18 protein-coding genes are annotated in these 18,809 nt (G+C 54.4%); 14 read left to right on the top strand and 4 right to left on the bottom strand.

What is annotated here, in order from left to right; genetic code table 11:
- Positions 1-671: 671 nt before the first annotated feature.
- Genes tsaE through tsaD form a run of 4 tightly spaced genes read left to right on the top strand, consistent with a single transcriptional unit; the run spans position 672 to position 3,328 of the window.
- Positions 672-1,124: a tRNA (adenosine(37)-N6)-threonylcarbamoyltransferase complex ATPase subunit type 1 TsaE gene (gene tsaE / locus ACFFIY_RS07995; RefSeq protein WP_354199317.1), complete on the top strand. Its 453-nt coding sequence runs from the start codon at positions 672-674 to the stop codon at positions 1,122-1,124.
- Positions 1,121-1,837, top strand: coding sequence for a tRNA (adenosine(37)-N6)-threonylcarbamoyltransferase complex dimerization subunit type 1 TsaB (tsaB, locus tag ACFFIY_RS07990; protein WP_354199319.1), 717 nt, complete (start codon positions 1,121-1,123; stop codon positions 1,835-1,837). The genes tsaE and tsaB overlap by 4 nt, the downstream gene beginning before the upstream one ends.
- Positions 1,827-2,294: a ribosomal protein S18-alanine N-acetyltransferase gene (rimI, locus tag ACFFIY_RS07985; RefSeq protein WP_354199321.1), complete on the top strand. Its 468-nt coding sequence runs from the start codon at positions 1,827-1,829 to the stop codon at positions 2,292-2,294. Before tsaB ends, rimI begins: the two co-directional genes overlap by 11 nt.
- A complete protein-coding gene (gene tsaD / locus ACFFIY_RS07980; RefSeq protein ID WP_354199323.1) occupies positions 2,291-3,328 on the top strand; it encodes a tRNA (adenosine(37)-N6)-threonylcarbamoyltransferase complex transferase subunit TsaD in 1,038 nt (345 codons plus the stop codon). The genes rimI and tsaD overlap by 4 nt, the downstream gene beginning before the upstream one ends.
- Before the next feature lie 345 nt (positions 3,329-3,673).
- Here the strand turns inward: tsaD and ACFFIY_RS07975 are convergent, their stop codons facing one another.
- Positions 3,674-5,617: an ABC-F family ATP-binding cassette domain-containing protein gene (locus tag ACFFIY_RS07975; protein WP_354199325.1), complete on the bottom strand. Its 1,944-nt coding sequence runs from the start codon at positions 5,615-5,617 to the stop codon at positions 3,674-3,676.
- Positions 5,618-5,747: 130 nt separating this feature from the next.
- Here ACFFIY_RS07975 and ACFFIY_RS07970 point away from each other — a divergent pair, with 130 nt between their 5' ends.
- The 3 genes from ACFFIY_RS07970 (at position 5,748) to tatC (ending at position 7,491) form a co-directional block, all read left to right on the top strand.
- On the top strand, positions 5,748-6,392 hold the full coding sequence (locus ACFFIY_RS07970) for a redox-sensing transcriptional repressor Rex (protein ID WP_354199327.1): 645 nt from the start codon (positions 5,748-5,750) through the stop codon (positions 6,390-6,392).
- 73 nt (positions 6,393-6,465) lie between these two features.
- Positions 6,466-6,657, top strand: coding sequence for a twin-arginine translocase TatA/TatE family subunit (locus tag ACFFIY_RS07965; RefSeq protein ID WP_076759809.1), 192 nt, complete (start codon positions 6,466-6,468; stop codon positions 6,655-6,657).
- Between the two features lie 30 nt (positions 6,658-6,687).
- Positions 6,688-7,491 (top strand): twin-arginine translocase subunit TatC, encoded by an 804-nt coding sequence (tatC, locus tag ACFFIY_RS07960; RefSeq protein WP_354199329.1) that lies wholly within the window; start codon positions 6,688-6,690, stop codon positions 7,489-7,491.
- A gap of 81 nt (positions 7,492-7,572) precedes the next feature.
- Here the strand turns inward: tatC and ACFFIY_RS07955 are convergent, their stop codons facing one another.
- Complete coding sequence (locus tag ACFFIY_RS07955; protein ID WP_354199331.1) at positions 7,573-8,301, bottom strand: CPBP family intramembrane glutamic endopeptidase; 729 nt, start codon at positions 8,299-8,301, stop codon at positions 7,573-7,575.
- Positions 8,302-8,499: 198 nt separating this feature from the next.
- Here ACFFIY_RS07955 and groES point away from each other — a divergent pair, with 198 nt between their 5' ends.
- Both groES and groL read left to right on the top strand, forming a co-directional pair.
- Positions 8,500-8,784: a co-chaperone GroES gene (gene groES / locus ACFFIY_RS07950; protein ID WP_040225155.1), complete on the top strand. Its 285-nt coding sequence runs from the start codon at positions 8,500-8,502 to the stop codon at positions 8,782-8,784.
- Between the two features lie 72 nt (positions 8,785-8,856).
- On the top strand, positions 8,857-10,485 hold the full coding sequence (groL, locus tag ACFFIY_RS07945) for a chaperonin GroEL (RefSeq protein ID WP_040225152.1): 1,629 nt from the start codon (positions 8,857-8,859) through the stop codon (positions 10,483-10,485).
- A 153-nt stretch (positions 10,486-10,638) separates the two neighbouring features.
- Here the strand turns inward: groL and ACFFIY_RS07940 are convergent, their stop codons facing one another.
- A complete protein-coding gene (locus ACFFIY_RS07940) occupies positions 10,639-11,394 on the bottom strand; it encodes a SurA N-terminal domain-containing protein (protein WP_354199334.1) in 756 nt (251 codons plus the stop codon).
- Between the two features lie 239 nt (positions 11,395-11,633).
- Complete coding sequence (locus ACFFIY_RS07935) at positions 11,634-12,686, bottom strand: YkvI family membrane protein (protein ID WP_354199336.1); 1,053 nt, start codon at positions 12,684-12,686, stop codon at positions 11,634-11,636.
- 280 nt (positions 12,687-12,966) lie between these two features.
- Here ACFFIY_RS07935 and hpaB point away from each other — a divergent pair, with 280 nt between their 5' ends.
- The 5 genes from hpaB to ahpF all read left to right on the top strand — a co-directional run bounded on the left by hpaB (position 12,967) and on the right by ahpF (position 17,953).
- A complete protein-coding gene (gene hpaB, locus ACFFIY_RS07930) occupies positions 12,967-14,418 on the top strand; it encodes a 4-hydroxyphenylacetate 3-monooxygenase, oxygenase component (RefSeq protein WP_354199338.1) in 1,452 nt (483 codons plus the stop codon).
- Positions 14,419-14,450: 32 nt separating this feature from the next.
- Positions 14,451-14,951: a hypothetical protein gene (locus tag ACFFIY_RS07925; RefSeq protein WP_354199340.1), complete on the top strand. Its 501-nt coding sequence runs from the start codon at positions 14,451-14,453 to the stop codon at positions 14,949-14,951.
- 98 nt (positions 14,952-15,049) lie between these two features.
- Entirely contained in the window at positions 15,050-15,472 is a 423-nt protein-coding gene (locus tag ACFFIY_RS07920) for a cupin domain-containing protein (protein ID WP_040225129.1), read from the top strand.
- Positions 15,473-15,820: 348 nt separating this feature from the next.
- Positions 15,821-16,390 carry an alkyl hydroperoxide reductase subunit C gene (gene ahpC, locus ACFFIY_RS07915; protein ID WP_354199343.1) on the top strand — a complete coding sequence of 190 codons (570 nt, stop codon included), beginning with the start codon at positions 15,821-15,823 and terminating at the stop codon, positions 16,388-16,390.
- Between the two features lie 12 nt (positions 16,391-16,402).
- Positions 16,403-17,953: an alkyl hydroperoxide reductase subunit F gene (gene ahpF, locus ACFFIY_RS07910; protein WP_354199345.1), complete on the top strand. Its 1,551-nt coding sequence runs from the start codon at positions 16,403-16,405 to the stop codon at positions 17,951-17,953.
- The last annotated feature ends 856 nt before the right edge of the window (positions 17,954-18,809 follow it).

The raw sequence follows: 18,809 nt of genomic DNA, 5'->3' as shown, positions 1-18,809 counted from the left end.
GTTGGAAATTCATGTGGCCTAAAAAAGAGTGAGGACGATGTCCTCACCCCAACAATTGACGTAGGGCCGTTTTTTTGTGCTGTAAAAAAGGGAAATCCGGATGAGTCGTACGGATCGAGGCTTGAGTCGTACGGATCGACCCTTGAACCGTACGGATCCGCCCTCGAGTCGTACGGGTTCCACTTTCCAAGAGGGAAATCTCCGCCCTCCAGGGCGAGTCGTACGGATCGAGGCTTGAGTCGTACGGATCGACCCTTGAACCGTACGGATCCGGCCCTGAGTCGTACGGGTTCCACTTTCCAAGAGGGGAATCTCCACTCTCCAAGGCGAGTCGTACGGATCTGTCCCCGAGTCGTACGCATTCACCCTTGAACCGTACGGATCCGGCTCTGAGTCGTACGGGTTCCACTTTCCAAGAGTGAAACAGGCAGCACCCCGGGTCGTACGCATTCACCCTTGAACCGTACGGATCCGCCCTCGAGTCGTACGGATCCCGCTCTCCAGGCGGATCTTCCTGCAATCCCGGCCTCCTCCCGCCCTCGTCCGCCACAGGTTTTATTTCAAATCAGTTCAAAAGCTCCCTCGGTTCCGGTACACTTGTGTCAGTGAATGGCTCGGCGAAACCGGGGGCAGCAGAGTGCCCCGGGCGGCCGGATAGGTGGAGTGAGAAGATGGAGTATACAATAAAAGTGGCGGGGCTGCCGGAAACGGAAAGATTGGCGCAGCGGCTGGCTTCATTGCTGAAGGGCGGAGAAGTGATTACGCTGGAGGGGGATCTGGGAGCGGGAAAGACGACGTTCACCCAGTCCCTGGCGAAGGAGCTGGGGATCCGCAGGACCGTGAACAGTCCAACGTTCACGATCCTGAAGCAATATGAAGGGCGGTTGCCGCTGAATCACCTGGATGTGTACAGGCTCGCGGACAGCGATGAAGATCTCGGATGGGACGAGCTGTTTTACGGGGATGCGGTGTCGGTGATCGAGTGGGCCCGTTATATATCAGAAGAGCTGCCGGAAGAGCGGCTGGACATCGAAATCAGGCGGTCCGGCGATGACGGACGGATCTTTTGTTTCCGGCCGTCCGGCAGCCGCTATGAGGCATTGGTAAAGGAGATCGGATTATGATCTGGCTTGGATTGGATACATCGAATCTGCCGCTTTCTGCGGCGATTGTGCGGGACGGAAAGCTTTTGGCGGAACTGAATTCCGCAGTGGGACTCAATCATTCGGAAGGGGCAATGCCCGCCGTGGAGGAGCTGTTCCAGCGGGCGGGTCTGCAACCGGCAGACCTGGACGCCGTGGCGGTGTCGGAAGGGCCCGGATCTTATACAGGGGTCCGAATCGGGGTGACGATCGCGAAGACGCTCGCCTGGACGCTCGGCAAGCCGCTGACCGGCGTGTCGAGCCTGCAGGTGCTGGCGGCGAACGTGTTTGCGCCGGGCGTGATGATTTGTCCGCTGATCGATGCGCGGCGCGGCAATGTATTTGCCGGGCTGTATCAACGCAGCGGCACCGGTAAGCTGGAGGCGCTGGAAGAAGACCGGCACCAGCCGTTTTCCGACCTGCTGGAGCGCCTCATGGAAGAGAGGGGGCAGGTCATCTTCCTCGGTCCCGGGGCGGATGTGCACTGGGAGGCGGCAAGAGAAGCTCTCGGAAACCGTGCCGTCCGTGCCCATGCCGTGCAGGACGTTCCGCGCGCCTCCCTTTTGATCGAGGAGGCGCAGGACCTTCCGCCTGCGGGGGACCTGCACCGCTTCACGCCCGAGTACAGGCGGGTCACGGAGGCCGAAGCGAATTGGCGGAAAGCACAGGAAGGGAAGGACACTCATGAGCGATAAACCTTCGGCACCGGTCTCATTCCGCAAAATGGTGTTGGCGGATGTTCCGGCGGTTTACCGGGTGGAGACGGACGCCTTTCCAGCTCCGTGGTCGCTTGAAGCATTCGAGCAGGAGATGCTCCGCAATGAGTATGCTTATTATGTTTTGGTGGAAGCGGGCGAAGAAGTTATCGGCTATGCGGGCATGTGGCTCATTCTCGATGAGAGCCATATTACGAACGTGGCGGTGCTCGCCTCGCATAGAGGAACCGGTATCGGAGAAGCGCTCATGCGGGAGACGATGAGACGTGCGATAATCCGCGGCGCCCGCACGATGACTTTGGAAGTGCGGGTATCCAACGAACCGGCGCGGAATCTCTATCGCAAGCTCGGCTTCAAAGAAGGCGGAATCCGCCGCGGTTATTACACAGACAACGGGGAAGATGCCCTCGTCATGTGGACGGAGTTGACAGAATGAAAGACCTTTATATTCTTGGAATCGAAACGAGTTGTGACGAGACGGCGGCTTCCGTCGTCAAAAACGGGGAGGAAATCGTCTCCAATGTCGTGGCCTCCCAAATCGAAAGCCATAAGCGATTTGGCGGTGTTGTTCCGGAAGTCGCTTCCCGGCATCACGTCGAACAGATCACCCTCGTCATCGAAGAAGCGTTGAAACAGGCGGATCTCACGCCGGCAGAACTGGCGGCAGTGGCCGTGACGGAAGGGCCCGGCCTTGTCGGTGCCCTGCTGATCGGGGTAAATGCGGCCAAGGCGTTTGCGTTCGCAAACGGGCTTCCAGTGATCGGCGTCCATCATATCGCGGGGCATGTGTATGCAAACCGGCTCGGCGGAGGGTTGGAGTTTCCGCTTGTTGCGCTCATTATTTCCGGCGGTCATACCGAACTGATCTTCATGGAGCGGGACGGATCGTTTGAGCTCATCGGCGAGACGAGGGACGACGCGGCCGGGGAAGCCTACGACAAAGTGGCCCGTGTGATCGGCCTGCCTTATCCGGGCGGGCCCCACATCGACCGGCTGGCGCATGAATCGGACGGGGCAGTCGAATTTCCCCGGGCCTGGCTCGAGGAGGGATCGTATGATTTCAGCTTCAGCGGGCTCAAGTCGGCCGTGATCAACTACGTCCATAACGCCGAGCAGAAAGGACAGCCCGTCGACAAAGCGAAAGTCGCGGCGGGCTTCCAGGAAAGCGTCGTGGACGTGGTCACCGCCAAAACAGTGCGGGCGGCCAAAGAATACGGTGTGCGCCAGGTCATCGCAGCCGGCGGAGTGGCGGCGAACCGCGGACTGAGGGATTCACTGGCGGCAGCGCTTGAGGAGGAAGGCATCCGATTCCACGTTCCGCCCCTCAAACTTTGCACGGACAATGCGGCGATGATTGCGGCTGCCGGCACGTCCATGTACCGGGCGGGAGTCCGGAGCGATCTGCGGATGAACGGCCGGCCGGGCATGGAATTGCTCAGCTGGGCAGCCGCACGGCCATCAGAAAAATAAGCAAAAACAGAGGAGTTTGTCTTTCGACAAGCTCCTCTGTTTTTCATCATAATCCGCTTTTGCTGTCAAGAGGGAACATCTGTACTTATGCACATTTGTGGATAACTTGTGCATAAGTATTGAATAAACAGATCACTTATCCTCCGCTTTTGAAAAATAAGTGTGTAAAACGGCCAAGTGCTCTGTGGATAATGTGCATAACTGTGTGTATATCCCGTTATTGCGCGGTCTGACATGTGAATAAGTTTGTGGAGAAGTGGGCGGTGACTCTCAACTTTTCCGTACTCATAGGAAAAGGTGCCGGCAGACAGGGCTGCAGCACCTTGGCATTTCATTTCGATTGAATCAGGCTTCTTCAAGTGATGCCTGGAGATCCATCCACCGCTCCATCGACGATTCATGCAATTCATTCGAGCGATCGAGTTCAGCCTGGATCTCCGCCAGCTTCACATGGTCATCGGAATGGCCGGGGTCGTTCAGTTCTTTCTCGAGGCGGGCGATATCGGATTCGTGCTCTTCCATTTCCCGCTCGGCTTCCTCGAGCGCACGCTGGAGGCGGCGGCGCTCCCGCTGGCGTTCTTTGCTTTCGGGGACCGGCTTGCCGCCGGCAGGCGCGGTTTTCTGCGGACCGGCGGCCTGCTGTTCAGCGGCGATCTCCAGCAGGATCTCTTCCTGTTCTTTTTTCTTCTCCATGTAATAATCGTAGTCTCCGAGGAACTCTTCGGATCCTTCCGGGGACAATTCGATCACCTTGGTCGCAATCCGGTTGATGAAATAGCGGTCATGCGACACGAACAGGAGCGTGCCTGGATAGTCGAGCAGTGCGTTTTCCAGCACTTCTTTGCTGTCGAGGTCCAGGTGGTTGGTCGGTTCATCCAGAACGAGCGTGTTGGACTTTTCCAGCACAAGCTTGGCGAGCGCAAGCCGTGCCTTTTCCCCGCCGGAGAGGGAGGCGACGGGCTTTGTTACATCGTCCCCGCTGAACAAAAACCGGCCGAGCAGCGTCCGGACGTCTTTTTCGTTCATGAGCGGCCATTCGTTCCAGATCTCTTGCAACACCGTGCCGTTGCCGGTCAGTTCGGCCTGTTCCTGATCGTAATAGCCGAACTGGACATTCGTGCCGGTGGCGATCTCTCCGGCCAGCGGCGGCAGCCGGTCTGTCATGGTTTTCAGGAGAGTCGACTTGCCGACGCCGTTCGGCCCGATGAAGGCGATCCGGTCCTGCCGGTACACGCGGAAGTCGAGATGTTCGGAAACCGGCTGTCCGCCGTAGCCGATGGCCAGGTCATGCGCCGCCAGCACATCGTTCCCGCTCTTTCGGTCGATGCCGAATGTGAAGGCGGCGGACTTTTCATCTCCGTCCGGTGATTCCATCCAGTCGGTTTTTTCGAGCACCTTCCGCCGGCTCTGGGCCATTTTCGTCGTGGATGCCCGGGCGATGTTCCTCTGGACGAAATCTTCGAGCTTCGCTTTCTCATCCATCTGTTTTTCGTACAGTTTGCGGTCCCGTTCGTAGTTCTTCGCTTTCTGGTCGAGATAAGCGCTGTAGTTGCCGACATACCGGGACACTTTCCGCCTGGAAACTTCATAGACGATCGTCACGACCTGGTCGAGGAAATAGCGGTCATGGGAGACGATGAGGATGGCCCCTTCGTATCCCTGCAAATACCTTTCCAGCCAGGACAGCGTCTCGATGTCCAGGTGGTTGGTCGGTTCGTCGAGGATGAGCAGGTCGGGTCCGGAAAGCAGGAGGCGCGCGAGGGCAAGGCGTGTGCGCTGGCCGCCCGACAAGGTATCGATCTTCTTGTCGTAGTCTTCCAGGTAAAATCTCATGCCGTGCAGGACGGAGCGCGTTTCCGACTCATATTGATAGCCGCCCGACTCCTGGAACTTGTGCTGCAGGGTGTCGTAGGCCTCCATCACTTTCCGGTACGCCTCTTCGTCGCCGTAGACGGCAGGGTCGGCCATCCGCTGTTCAAGCGAGCGGAGCTCAGTCTCCATGTCGTGGAGCGGCTGGAAGATCGTCATCATCTCTTCCCAGATCGTCCGGCCGGAGTCCAGTCCGGTGTGCTGGTCAAGATAGCCGATCCGCACGTCCTTCGGCATGATGATGTCGCCTTCATCCCGGCTGAGCTCGCCGGTGATGATTTTCAGGAGTGTCGATTTTCCGGCGCCGTTGCGGCCGACGAGCGCGACCCGGTCCCGGTGCTGCACTTCCAGTTTGACGCCGGACAGGATCTCCTCCCCGGCGAATGATTTCGTCACGTTGTTCACTTGAAGGACGATCATAAATTTCCACCTCTATTCTTCTCCAGTTTAATCGATGGAACCGCACGGCGCAACGGCTCGCCTTTACAGGAAGGGGGGACTGCTGTAAGATGGAATCGGCTCAAGAAGGAAGGCTCCACAGGAGGAAAACATGGACGAAAAAACACATAAAGTCCCGCAGGCGACCTCAAAGCGGCTTCCGCTTTATTACCGGTTCATCCAGAAGTTCGCCAACTCCGGCAAGGAGAGAGTTTCTTCTCAGGAGCTGAGCGAGGCGATGAAAATCGATCCTGCAACGATCCGGAGGGACTTTTCCTATTTCGGGGCGCTCGGGAAAAAAGGCTATGGATACGATGTCCGGACGCTGCTTCAGTTTTTCCGGAAGACGCTCGATCAGGACGAGGCGACCAATGTGGCGCTCGTCGGCGTGGGCAGTCTCGGCAACGCTTTTTTGAAATATAATTTCCATAAAAACCACAATACCCGGATTGTCGTGGCATTCGACCCGAATGCGGCCGACGGCGGGACGGTCGTCAACGACATTCCGATTTTCCGTCCGGACCAACTTGAGGAGCGGCTCGGGGAATACAGCGTTGAAATGGCCATTCTCACGGTGCCGTCGAGGGCCGCGCAGGAAATGGCCGACCGGCTGGCGGCGCTCGGCGTCAAGGGCATCCTGAACTTCGCGCCGGTGCGCCTGAATGTGCCGGAAGGAGTACGGCTTCATTCGATCGATTTGTCCGTCGAAATGCAGGCGCTCATCTATGCAATCCGCAATGACGAAAAATCGACATAAATTGCCTGCCGGAAAAATGGAGTTTTGGGCGCAAATCGTGTAGAATTGATGTATTAACAAGGGAGGTGTCGGCATGTCACCAGGTCCAATGAGTCTTGTGCTGATTGCCATCGTCGCTTTGATCATCTTCGGTCCAAAGAAGCTTCCTGAATTCGGCAAGGCGGTCGGTTCGTCGCTGCGCGAGTTCAAGAACGCGACAAAAGGTCTCGTAGATGATGACGAGGACAGCAAAAAAGAAGCTGCCGAACAAAAAGACGTCAAATAAGACGCCTCATGAGTTAGGAAGTCATCCTTTATGAATGATAAACAACTGTCGATCATCGAACATATAGAGGAACTGAGAAAACGGCTGATGGTGATCGTCGTTTTCTTTGTTATTGCGATCATCGGCGGCTTCTTTCTCGCAAGCCCGATCATCCAGTTCCTGCAAAACAGTGACGAGGCGAAGCGGTTCACGCTCAACGCGTTCAGCGTGGCCGATCCGATGTTCATCTATCTGAAGGTGATCATCTTCATCGCCATCGTGCTCACCTCGCCGGTCATCCTTTACCAGCTCTGGGCGTTCGTCGCCCCGGGACTGTCGGAGACGGAGCGGCGGGTGACGCTCAGCTACATCCCGTTCGCTTTCCTGCTGTTCATCGCGGGGATTTCGTTCTCGTATTTTGTCCTGTTCCCGTACCTGATTTCGTTCATGACGAATCTGTCGGTGAACCTGGACATCCAGCAGACGATCGGGGTCAATGAATACTTCAACTTCCTGTTCCAGATCACGCTGCCGTTCGGGATCGTGTTCCAGCTGCCGGTCGTCCTGCTGTTCTTCTCCAGGCTCGGCGTGCTGGATCCGATGCTGCTCGTGAAGTTCCGGAAGTTCGCCTGGTTCGGGCTGTTCGTGCTCGCGGCGTTCATCACGCCGCCCGATTTGTTTTCGCACATGTTCACGACGGTTCCGCTCATCGCCCTGTATGAGATCAGCGTGCTCATCTCGCGCGCCGGCTACCGGAAGTTCCTGAAGGCCGAACAGAAACGCCAGCAGGAAGAAATGCAGGCAGAACGCGAACGCATTCTCGAGGAACAACAAAAGCGCCTCCACACGGACTGAGTCCGCGGGAGGCGTTTTTTGATTGTGTCCAAGTGGTTGTGCAAACTCCATCAGTCGAAGAATTCCCCTTGCCTGCGCTGGTTATTGCATGTTCGAAAGCTTTTCCATCTTTTCGATGAACCGCTGGATCTTGTCGATGTTGAGCTGGATCGTCATGACGAATCCGTTCAGCAGCATATGGGCGATGATCGAGGTGATGAGCCGCTTTGTCCGGTGGTAGAGGAAGGCGAAGACGAAGCCGGATGCCGCGTAAAGCAGGATGTGCGTGAACTCCATGTGCATCGCCGCAAACGCGACCGAGCTCACGGCGGCCGCGACGAAGAAGTTGGTCCGGTCGACGAGCGCGCCGAAAACGATTCTCCGGAAAATGAATTCTTCCAGGATCGGGGCGAAAAAGACGATCGCGAATATGGCAGGCGGCGCCACGTCCGCCACCGTGACGAGCGCGGCGGTGTTCTCGGATCCGGCTTCGATGCCGATCCATTTTTCGATCACGCCGGCCAGTCCCTGGGCGAACAACACCATTAAGAATCCGGCGGTGCCGAGGAGGACGGCAATCCCGAGATGGGTTTTTGTTCCTTTGGGCGTCAGGAAATAGGTTCGATCCGAGCGGGCGATCAGCAGCGTCGCCGCCACGGCGACGCCGAACGAAATGAAGATCCACCATCCGGTTGCGAGCAGGACCGCTTCCTGCTGTTCTCTTCCGGCCGCGATGAGCCGGGGGATGATCAGGTCCAGTGCCGGCTTTCCGGACAGCTGGGCGGCGACGTAAACGAGAAATATCCAAAGTGAAGTATGGCGTTTTTTCAAGGTCAGAATCCTTTCTCCAAGCAGGGTTCCCATAACTTGATTGTAGAGGGAAGGGATCGAAACTTCAAAGAGGGAACCTCGGGCGTTCCGCTTGCAAAATGTAAGCGCATTGATTATTATAATACTTGTGTTAGCACTCCTAATTACCGAGTGCTAATAAACGACAATCATCGACAGATTCAGAGGAGGGTGTTTCACGTGTTGAAACCATTGGGTGATCGCATCATCATTGAATTGATCGAAGCGGAAGAAACTACTTCGAGCGGCATTGTACTTCCGGATTCCGCAAAGGAAAAGCCACAGGAAGGCAAAGTCATCGCAGTCGGCACCGGCCGCTACCTCGACAACGGCACGAAAGTGGACCTGGAAGTCAAAGAGGGCGACCACATCATCTTCTCCAAATATGCAGGCACCGAAGTGAAATACGGCGGGGAAGAATACCTCATCCTGCGCGAAAACGACGTACTGGCCATCCTCGGCTGATTTGCCGGCCGGATGGATTGAAACCGGGTTTTATTACATGAACAATGACTGATTATCAGGAGGGACTCATCGATGGCAAAGGAAATCAAGTTCAACGAAGATGCACGCAGCCTCATGCTCAAAGGCGTGGACAAACTGGCTGATGCGGTGAAAGTGACACTTGGGCCTAAAGGCCGCAACGTTGTACTCCAAAAAAGCTTCGGATCGCCGCTCATCACGAACGACGGCGTGACGATTGCAAAAGAAATCGAACTCGAAGACGCGTTTGAAAACATGGGCGCGAAGCTCGTTTCCGAAGTCGCTTCGAAAACAAACGACGTGGCCGGTGACGGAACGACGACTGCTACTGTCCTTGCACAGGCAATGATCCGTGAAGGACTCAAAAACGTGACGGCCGGCGCGAACCCTGTCGGCATCCGAAAAGGGATCGAACAGGCGGTCGATACGGCTGTCGAAGAACTGAAGAACATCTCCACAGAAATCCAGGGCAAGGAATCGATCGCACAGGTTGCGGCCATTTCTTCCGGAGACGATGAAGTCGGTGAACTGATTGCAGAAGCGATGGAACGTGTCGGCAACGACGGCGTCATCACGATTGAAGAGTCGAAGGGCTTCGCAACGGAACTCGACGTCGTGGAAGGAATGCAGTTTGACCGCGGCTATGCGTCGCCTTACATGGTGACCGATTCCGAGAAGATGGAAGCGGTTCTTGAGAACCCGTACATCCTCATCACGGACAAGAAAATTTCCAACATCCAGGAAATCCTTCCTGTGCTCGAGCAGGTTGTCCAGCAGGGACGTCCGCTCCTCATGATCGCTGAAGACGTGGAAGGCGAAGCACTCGCCACACTCGTGCTCAACAAGCTCCGCGGTACATTCAATGTCGTGGCGGTCAAGGCACCTGGCTTCGGCGACCGCCGCAAGGCCATGCTCGAAGACATCGCCATCCTCACGGGCGGTCAAGTGATCACGGAAGACCTCGGCCTCGAGCTGAAGTCGGCTGACGTGACACAGCTTGGCCGTGCTGCGAAAATCGTCGTGTCCAAAGACAACACGACCATTGTTGAAGGCAGCGGGGACCAGGACAACATCGCCGGCCGCGTGAACCAGATCCGTGCACAAGTGGAAGAAACAACTTCCGAGTTTGACAAAGAGAAGCTCCAGGAACGCCTGGCGAAACTTGCAGGCGGCGTGGCAGTCATCAAAGTCGGCGCAGCGACCGAAACTGAATTGAAAGAACGCAAACTCCGCATCGAGGATGCCCTGAACGCAACGCGCGCAGCCGTTGAAGAAGGCATCGTCTCCGGCGGCGGCACGGCGCTCGTCAACGTCTACAACAAAGTGGCCGAACTGCAGGAAAGCTCCGAAGGCGACGTCGCAACCGGCGTCAAGATCGTCCTCCGCGCACTTGAAGAGCCGGTCCGCCAGATCGCAGAAAACGCGGGCCTCGAAGGCTCGATCGTCGTAGACCGCCTGAAGCGCGAAGAAGTCGGCATTGGCTTCAACGCAGCAGAAGGCACTTGGGTGAACATGACCGATGCCGGCATCGTCGACCCGACGAAAGTGACGCGCTATGCGCTTCAGAACGCCGCATCCGTTGCAGCTCTCTTCCTCACGACGGAAGCAGTTGTCGCAGACATTCCGGAACCGCCTGCAGCAGGCGGCGGCATGCCGGACATGGGCGGCATGGGCATGATGTAAGAGTTGCATTTCCTTAACCTCCCCGGAAAAATCCGGGGAGGTTTTTTGAGCTTTGAAGCAGTCGCCATTCCAGTCTTTGTGCCGGGCTGCCGCTTGAAAGGGGCAAAAGAAAAGGTCAACCACGGAGAACGGTTGACCTCTTTTGTGCATCTCTTATATCTTGATATCGATTTTCGCATGTTCCTTCAGCTTTTCAACTTGCTGAACGAGTTGTTCCTGCTGCTTTTGCTGCTGGAGGGATTGCTTGATCTGTGGTTTCATTTCCTCAAGCTTTGGAACTTCCTGACCTGCACCCTTTGCTTGTTCCGCATATTGATCATAGGTTTTTTGGATTTCTTCATCGGTGATATCACCTGCCGGCACTTCTTTCTCCACATACTGACGGAATTTAAGGTCTTCGGCGATTTGAGTTTGAAGTGATTTCAAATCCATGCCCGATTCATCGAGCGCGGCTTTGAATTCTTTTTCGGTTTTAAATTGTCCCTTCACTTCGTCCAGCCGCTGATCGATATCGGACTTTGAAGCCTGATAGCCCTTTTTATCGGCCTCTTGCAGAATAAGAGTCTGTCCGACCAAGTTGTCGAGTGTTTGGCTTTTTAATTGCTCGGCCGCTTCTTTGGACGTCGGGTCTTGCCCCATTTGCTGCATTTGTCCCTGTGAAGACGCCAAAGCGCCATTGTATTCGCTCCCCAGAATTTCCTGGTCATTCACGACGGCTACGGTTTTCTTTTCATCGACTTGCTGTGCTTCCAGTTTCTTTTGCATGTCTTCCATTTGCTTCTGCTGATCGTTTTCCGCTGTTGCAGCCTGATCGGCATTGGCGGTTCCCTTGCTTTCGTCATTTCCTCCGCAGGCCGCCAAAGCAACAGCCAAAAAGCTGGTCATTATAATGAACATCATTTTTTTCATGAATAACGATCTCCTTCCATGGAAGTGTATCATCGCATTATAAAGGAAAACCTTTGGAAAAAGGCCGATATGAGCGATTCTTAATTTGATTGTAAACAGATTGCAATCCCCTGAATATCTGTAATGAATCTGACTACGGCGCATCATCACCCAAGGACGGTGAACTTATCCCTCTTTAGCAATCAAGAAAGGCCCTTCCTCCATGCGATATGGAGGAGGGGCCTTTTCGGATATCAGGATTATTTACCTTCCCGCTTCAGCTTGAACGGCGCGTAAATGAGGGCCACCATCAGGAACAGCCCCAGATAGCCGATCAGTGAGTAGAACTTGGAAACCAGTGTGGTGAAGCCGACAAAGCTCAGGACGAATCCGATGGCCACGGTGATGATCGTCGCCGTATGGGCTTTTTTCGTGTCCATTTCAAAGAATCTGGCGACAAATCCGTAGAACATCCCGAGCGCCGTATTGAAGATCATCCCGAACAGGACGATGGACATCAGGATCGCGAGGACAGGTGAAATGTCCTCCACAATTTTCAGCAACGGCAGGTCATACGATGCCACTTCTTCGATTTTGGCGAAGATGGCGAAGTGGGACAGGATGATCATCACGCCGATGGCCAGTCCGCCGAGCAGTCCGCCGAAGCCCGCGATCCGCGGATTCTTTTCCGATCCTCCTGTCATCAATGCCATTCCGGCTCCGACCGCGATGTTGAAGGAGACATAGTTGATCGCAGAGACCAACCAGTTCGGAAACGACTTTTCCTGACTTTCGGCGACCGCGTTCAGTGCAGCAAATGATGCGTCCATCGTGCTCATGCTGTACACCGAAATGATGACAATGAACACGAGGAGGAACGGGGTGATGCTCGCGATCACCGCGATCACCTTATCAATCTTGAGCATCATGGCAAGGATCACAAGGACCGACATGATGAGACTGCCGACAAAAACAGGCAGACCGAATTGCTGATGGACCGTTGCCCCCGCGCCCGCGATCATTACGACGCCGACACCGAACAGGGTGAAGATGATGATGGCATCCACAATCACGCCAAGATAGCGCCCGCTGATTTCATAAATGGCGGTTTTATGTGAATCTGCCTTCAACCGGCTTCCGATATTCGTCAAGATCATTCCGAGATAGGCGAACAGCGCAGTCGCGACGACTGCTGCAATCGTCCCCTTGTAGCCAAAGCTGGTGAAGTACTGCAAAACCTCTTGACCGGATGCAAAGCCTGCACCGACAATGACGCCGACGAAAGCCCCGGCGATTTTCAAAATCCTTAGCATCTCAAATCCCCATTTATCTTGAATGATGTTTGATCCAACGGGTGGATCTCCTATCTTAGTGTAACAATGAACCGCAGCATTCCAATAGTTCAAATCTCTCAATCTGCCGACGGGTGGATGCATAAAGTGCCGGCTGCAGGAGAGGGAAAGTACGAAATACCACAATGATTTTCAATGTCCGCTTAATTTTCCGGGGTTCAGGAATAGCGGGCTGATGCATAGCATAGAAAGGGCGGCCATCCGGTGCTATCGCCTCCAGACTTTGATTAGGAGTGACCAAGTGGGAGCCATCAACGGGAAGGCGTACATCGAGCGAATTGACAGCCTGAACAATGAAATCTGGCTGGACGGCAAAAAAGTGGAAGGGCCGATTTCCAGTCACCCTGTGTTCAAGGGAATCATCCGGGAAAAAGCGGCTCTCTACGATATGCAACTCGATCCCCGGTTCAAAGACAAGATGACGTTTCGTTCGCCTGAAACAGGTGATCCGATCGGACTGTCGTATATGCAGCCAAAAAGCATGGGAGATCTGAAAAGAAGACGGGAAATGATGGAACATTGGGCTGCCCAAAGCTTCGGGATGATGGGGAGAAGTCCCGATTACTTGAACTCTGTCTTGATGAGCTTTGCTTCTTGCGCCGGTTTTTTGGAGGGCAAGGAAAATAGTTATCCGCAAAATCTTGTTGCGTTTTATAAACAGGCCAGGGAAAAGGACTTATCGTTCACTCATACATTCGTCAGTCCGCAGGTAAACCGCTCCCAAATCTATGTCGAAACCAGCAAAGAACCCATCGCTGCGAAAGTGGTGGATGTGAAACCGGACGGGATTGTCATCAAAGGTGCGCGTTTACTCGCCACACAGGGCGGATTGACCGATGAGGTCCTTGTTTTTAGTGTCGGCAAATTCCTATTCAATGAAGACGAGGCATTTGCATTTTCAATCCCATCCAATGCGAAGGGGTTGAAATTCATTTGCCGGGACACATTCATCGGAGGGTCCTCGCCGTTCAATCATCCATTAAGCTCGCGATACGAGGAAATGGATTCAGTTGTCGTGTTCGACAATGTTTTGGTCCCTTGGGACCGGGTGTTCTATTACAATGATGGTGAAGTGGCTGAAGAATTCATCAAGCGTAGTTCTTTTCACGCATTTGCCAAGCATCAAGTCGTGACACGGCAAATTGTGAAGACCGAATTTATTTTAGGGCTCGCCCAGTTATTGTCCGAAACCATCAAGGTGGATGGCTACCAGCATATACAGGAAAAAGTATCGGAGATCATTATAGGCCTTGAAACCATGAAGGCATTGCTGGAGAAGGCGGAAAACCATGCTGCCATCGATGAATTTGGCGTGATGAGGCCAAATGTGATTCCGCTGAATACGGCAAGTGCCGTGTTTCCAAAGCTGTATCCGCGCTTCACTGAGATCATCCAGATCATCGGAGCCAGCGGAATGATTACGATTCCGACCGAGACCGCTTTCCATTCCGGCATCAGGCCGGACCTTGATCTCTATCTTCAAGGTGCCACGAGATCCGCCGAAGAACGGGTGAAGATTTTCCGGCTGGCCTGGGATTTGACGATGAGTTCGTTCGGAACGAGGGGAATGCAGTATGAACGGTACTTTTTCGGTGATCCGGTCCGCATCGCCAGCTCTTTGTATAATGAGTATCCTAAGGAACCATATGTGAACGTGGTCAGGAGGCTCTTGGGAATCACAGATGAACAGTAGTCCTCATCTTGTTATTGGAGGGACGTCATGACATGATAAATTTCTATGCATTTCAAGGCACGGTCACTGCAATCAGTGACTTTGGTATAAATCCCGGAAGCGAAGGTTGCCATCAACTGTTTACAATGGAGAATGGATTCGGTTCCATCGTAAACTTTGTCGTTTCGCCGTCCACTTATTTCGTGGACCATGAAATCATCCGCGTGGGAGATCAGGTGACAGGTTATTATGACGGGGATTTACCGGCAATCCTGATTTACCCTCCGCAGTATCCGGCGCTTGTCATGGTGAAAGATAATCCGGCACAGAATGTAAAAGTCGCTCACTTTGACAGCCAATTGGTGAGCAGCGACCAAATGCTGAAACTCAATCTGTCCCCGGCGACTTTGGTGTTGTCGACGAACGGGCAGCTTTTTACAAAGTATCCGGCAAACCGTGATTTAATCGTGCTGTATGGCCCGTCAACGAGAAGCATCCCCGCCCAAACTGTCCCATACCGCATCATCGTTCTGTGTCCGATGAACCTGAACTGAGCGCCGTCCCTTTTGGGGGGCGCTTTGTTCATTGACGGACCGCGGAAGAGTTTAATTTTTGCGGACAAGTGTATAGATAGGCAGGGAGGGATTTTTCGATGACGATTGATTTCAAAGACCACGGAAAAGAACCGTACGTACTGAACATTGAAGAGGCGACACTGCAAAACGACAACTTCCGGACAACGATCTGGACGGGCGAGAAGCTCCAGGTGACGCTCATGAGCATACCGGCGGGGGATGACGTCGGCCTCGAGATCCACAAGGGCATCGACCAGTTCCTGCGGATTGAAAGCGGGAAGGGACTTTGCCAGATGGGACCTGCGGAAGATAATCTGAACTTCGAAAAGGAAGTCGGGGATGATGATGTGATCCTCGTTCCGGCGAACACTTGGCACAACATCACAAACAAGGGCGATGAGCCGCTGAAGATTTACTCCATCTATGCGGATCCGGACCACAAGCCGGGCACCGTCCACAAGACGCACGAAGATGCGAGAAACGATCCGGACGAGCAATAATGATTTCGGCGCCGCCCTGATAAAACGGGGCGGCGCTTCTTTGATCGCCTGGCGGGCAACTGATAAGAAAGAGAATCAGTTGATAATCGGCGGGATGAGCGGAACGCGTCGGACGAAGAAGCGGGGCATTGGGCCACCGGGAGGCGGAAGGACGGAGCGAATGCAGGTTTGACCGGTTGTTGGCGGCTTTTTGAACAATTCATGTCTTTCGCCGAATCAGAAGCAAAGAGGTTGACTTACACGCTGAATCATATAATAATGAGTATGTGATTAGAATAATTATAGTTTGAATGGACGCACATCCGTCCGGTCATACTATAAATACATACCAACAGGAGGAATTGACAAATGTCCCTTATCAACAAGAAAATCGAACCATTCAAAGCACAGGCGTACCATGCAGGCACAGGCGAGTTCATCGAGGTATCGGATGAAAACATGCAAGGCCAGTGGAGCATCGTCTGCTTCTACCCTGCAGACTTCACGTTCGTCTGCCCGACTGAACTGAGCGATCTTCAGAAAGAGTACGCGACGCTGAAAGACCTCGGCGTTGAAGTTTACTCGGTTTCGTCCGACACGCACTTCACTCACAAAGCTTGGCATGACCACTCCGACGCAATCAGCACGCTCGAATACATCATGATCGGCGACCCGTCCCACCAGATTTCCCGCAGCTTCGACGTTCTTGATGAAGAAGCTGGCCTTGCGCAGCGCGGAACATTCATCATCGATCCGGACGGCGTTGTCCAGGCGGCAGAGATCAATGCAGACGGCATCGGCCGTGACGCAAGCACGCTCGTGAACAAGATCAAAGCGGCACAATACGTTCGCAAAAACCCGGGCGAAGTTTGCCCTGCAAAATGGCAGGAAGGCGAAGAAACACTCAAGCCAAGCCTTGACCTCGTAGGCAAAATCTAAGGAGACGATCGCATGGCACTAGATAAAGACATCAAACAGCAACTGGCCCAGTACCTGGAACTGATGGAGGGCGACGTCGTCCTCAAGGTGAGCGCGGATTCTGAAAAGGCATCCCTGAACATGCTGGAGCTCACGGATGAACTGGCCGCCATGTCTTCCCGCATCAAAGTGGAGAAGGCGGAGCTGGACAGGACCCCGAGCTTCAGTGTCAACCGTCCGGGAGAGGAAACCGGCATCGTCTTTGCCGGTACTCCGCTCGGCCATGAGTTCACTTCACTTGTCCTTGCGCTGCTGCAAGTGAGCGGCAGGGCGCCGAAAGTCGATGCGAAAGTGATCGATCAAGTGAAGAACATTAAGGACGAGCTCCATTTTGAGACGTACATCAGCCTCACTTGCCAGAACTGCCCTGAAGTGGTTCAGGCGCTGAACACGATGAGCGTGCTGAACCCGAACATCACCCACACGATGATTGACGGCGCCGTCTTCAAGGATGAAGTCGAGCGCAAGAACATCATGGCGGTTCCGACGGCGTTCCTCAACGGCGAACCGTTCACAAACGGACGCAAGACGCTGGAGGAAATCCTGGCGGAACTCGGCAGCGGCGCCGACGCATCCGAATTCGAAGACAAAGAGCCGTTTGACGTGCTCGTTGTCGGCGGCGGACCGGCCGGTGCAAGCGCGGCGATCTATGCGGCGCGCAAAGGCATCCGGACCGGCGTCGTGGCAGAACGCTTCGGCGGCCAGATCCTTGATACGGCCGCGATCGAGAACTTCATCAGCGTAAAGCACACGGAAGGTCCGAAACTTGCGGCCGGCCTGGAAGAGCATGTGAAAGACTACAATGTCGATATCATGAATCTTCAGCGTGCCAAGCGCCTCGAGAAGAAAGACCTCATCGAAATCGAGCTTGAAAACGGAGCGGTGCTCAAGAGCAAATCCGTCATTCTCGCGACCGGTGCACGCTGGCGCAACATCGGCGTCCAGGGTGAGGCAGAGTTCCGCAACAAAGGCGTTGCCTACTGCCCGCACTGTGACGGCCCGCTCTTTGAAGGCAAGGACGTGGCGGTCGTCGGCGGCGGCAACTCCGGGGTTGAAGCAGCCATTGACCTCGCCGGGATCACGAACCACGTGACCGTCCTGGAATTCGGCGCCGAGCTGAAAGCCGATTCCGTCCTTCAGGAACGGCTGAACAGCCTGCCGAACGTCACGATCCTGACAAACGCCCAGACGACGGAAATCACCGGGACCGACAAAGTGAACGGAATTTCCTACATCGACCGCTCGACCGGTGAAGAGCACCACATCGCACTCGCCGGCGTGTTTGTCCAAATCGGTCTCGTGCCGAACACGGACTGGCTCGGTGACACGATTGAACGCAACCGGGCAGGCGAAATCATTGTCGACAAGCGCGGTGCGACAAACGTGCCGGGCGTGTTTGCAGCGGGAGACTGCTCGGACAGCGCGTTCAAGCAGATCATCATCTCGATGGGAACCGGCGCCACCGCTTCTCTCAGCGCCTTTGATTACCTGGTTCGCCATCAGTCCGAAACCGTCAATGCTTAATAATATGTGAAAAAGGAACAGGTCCTATTGAGGGCCTGTTCTTTTTTGGGAACAGACAGACTGCAGACAAATGGGCGCAAGGCTCCCTTGACTGCAGTTTTTCTTTTCTTTTCCGGATTTCCGTTGAGGGGGAGGAGTGAGGGGGATTGGGGGTGGATTTGGAGTACGGGGGGGATTGGAAAATCGGAGTAAGGGGAGCGAATTCGGAGTAAGGAGCGAAAAATCGGAGTAAGGGGGACAAATTCGGAGTAAGGAGTGGGAAATCGGAGTAAGGGGGACAAATTCGGAGTAAGGAGCAGAAAATCGGAGTAAGGGAGACAAATTCGGAGTAAGGAGTGGGAAATCGGAGTAAGGGGAGCAAATTCGGAGTAAGGAGCAGAAAATCGGAGTAAGGGGAGCAAATTCGGAGTAAGGAGTGGAAAATCGGAGTAAGGGAGTCAAATTCGGAGTAAGGAGTGGAAAATCGGAGTAAGGGGGACAAATTCGGAGTAAGGAGCAGAAAATCGGAGTAAGGGAGACAAATTCGGAGTAAGGAGCAGAAAATCGGAGTAAGGGAGACAAATTCGGAGTAAGGAGCAGAAAATCGGAGTAAGGGAGACAAATTCGGAGTAAGGAGCGGAAAATCGGAGTAAGCGAGTCAAAATTGGAGTAAGGGGCCAAGGAAACTCGGGGGAGGCACGGAGACGATCCTGAAATCTCTGTGTGGGGAGTGAAAAATCCATGTAGCCAAGTTGGACCGGAAAAGAAAGGGGAAGAGGAAGGCGAGTGGAATCGCAGGGGCTGCGAGTGAGCGTGTAGATGGCTCGAGTGGAATCATATAAACCTTGAGTGAGCGCATAGGCGTGGGTTCGGAGAG

This window comes from Bhargavaea ullalensis, from assembly GCF_042432615.1.
GTDB lineage: Bacteria > Bacillota > Bacilli > Bacillales_A > Planococcaceae > Bhargavaea > Bhargavaea ullalensis.
The sequence above is the reverse complement of the archived record's forward strand: the minus strand, read 5'-3'. Positions and strand labels throughout refer to the sequence as shown.

What these genes read in the sequence shown, in the direction of transcription:
- ahpC (WP_354199343.1), top strand. Translation starts at nt 15,821, where the DNA reads ATGTCCCTTATCAACAAGAAAATCGAACCATTCAAAGCACAGGCGTAC.
- tsaD (WP_354199323.1), top strand. Translation starts at nt 2,291, where the DNA reads ATGAAAGACCTTTATATTCTTGGAATCGAAACGAGTTGTGACGAGACG.
- ACFFIY_RS07975 (WP_354199325.1), bottom strand. Translation starts at nt 5,617, where the DNA reads ATGATCGTCCTTCAAGTGAACAACGTGACGAAATCATTCGCCGGGGAG.
- tsaE (WP_354199317.1), top strand. Translation starts at nt 672, where the DNA reads ATGGAGTATACAATAAAAGTGGCGGGGCTGCCGGAAACGGAAAGATTG.
- ACFFIY_RS07920 (WP_040225129.1), top strand. Translation starts at nt 15,050, where the DNA reads ATGACGATTGATTTCAAAGACCACGGAAAAGAACCGTACGTACTGAAC.
- ACFFIY_RS07965 (WP_076759809.1), top strand. Translation starts at nt 6,466, where the DNA reads ATGTCACCAGGTCCAATGAGTCTTGTGCTGATTGCCATCGTCGCTTTG.
- tatC (WP_354199329.1), top strand. Translation starts at nt 6,688, where the DNA reads ATGAATGATAAACAACTGTCGATCATCGAACATATAGAGGAACTGAGA.
- groL (WP_040225152.1), top strand. Translation starts at nt 8,857, where the DNA reads ATGGCAAAGGAAATCAAGTTCAACGAAGATGCACGCAGCCTCATGCTC.
- ACFFIY_RS07935 (WP_354199336.1), bottom strand. Translation starts at nt 12,686, where the DNA reads ATGCTAAGGATTTTGAAAATCGCCGGGGCTTTCGTCGGCGTCATTGTC.
- ACFFIY_RS07940 (WP_354199334.1), bottom strand. Translation starts at nt 11,394, where the DNA reads ATGAAAAAAATGATGTTCATTATAATGACCAGCTTTTTGGCTGTTGCT.
- tsaB (WP_354199319.1), top strand. Translation starts at nt 1,121, where the DNA reads ATGATCTGGCTTGGATTGGATACATCGAATCTGCCGCTTTCTGCGGCG.
- ACFFIY_RS07925 (WP_354199340.1), top strand. Translation starts at nt 14,451, where the DNA reads ATGATAAATTTCTATGCATTTCAAGGCACGGTCACTGCAATCAGTGAC.
- rimI (WP_354199321.1), top strand. Translation starts at nt 1,827, where the DNA reads ATGAGCGATAAACCTTCGGCACCGGTCTCATTCCGCAAAATGGTGTTG.
- ACFFIY_RS07970 (WP_354199327.1), top strand. Translation starts at nt 5,748, where the DNA reads ATGGACGAAAAAACACATAAAGTCCCGCAGGCGACCTCAAAGCGGCTT.
- ahpF (WP_354199345.1), top strand. Translation starts at nt 16,403, where the DNA reads ATGGCACTAGATAAAGACATCAAACAGCAACTGGCCCAGTACCTGGAA.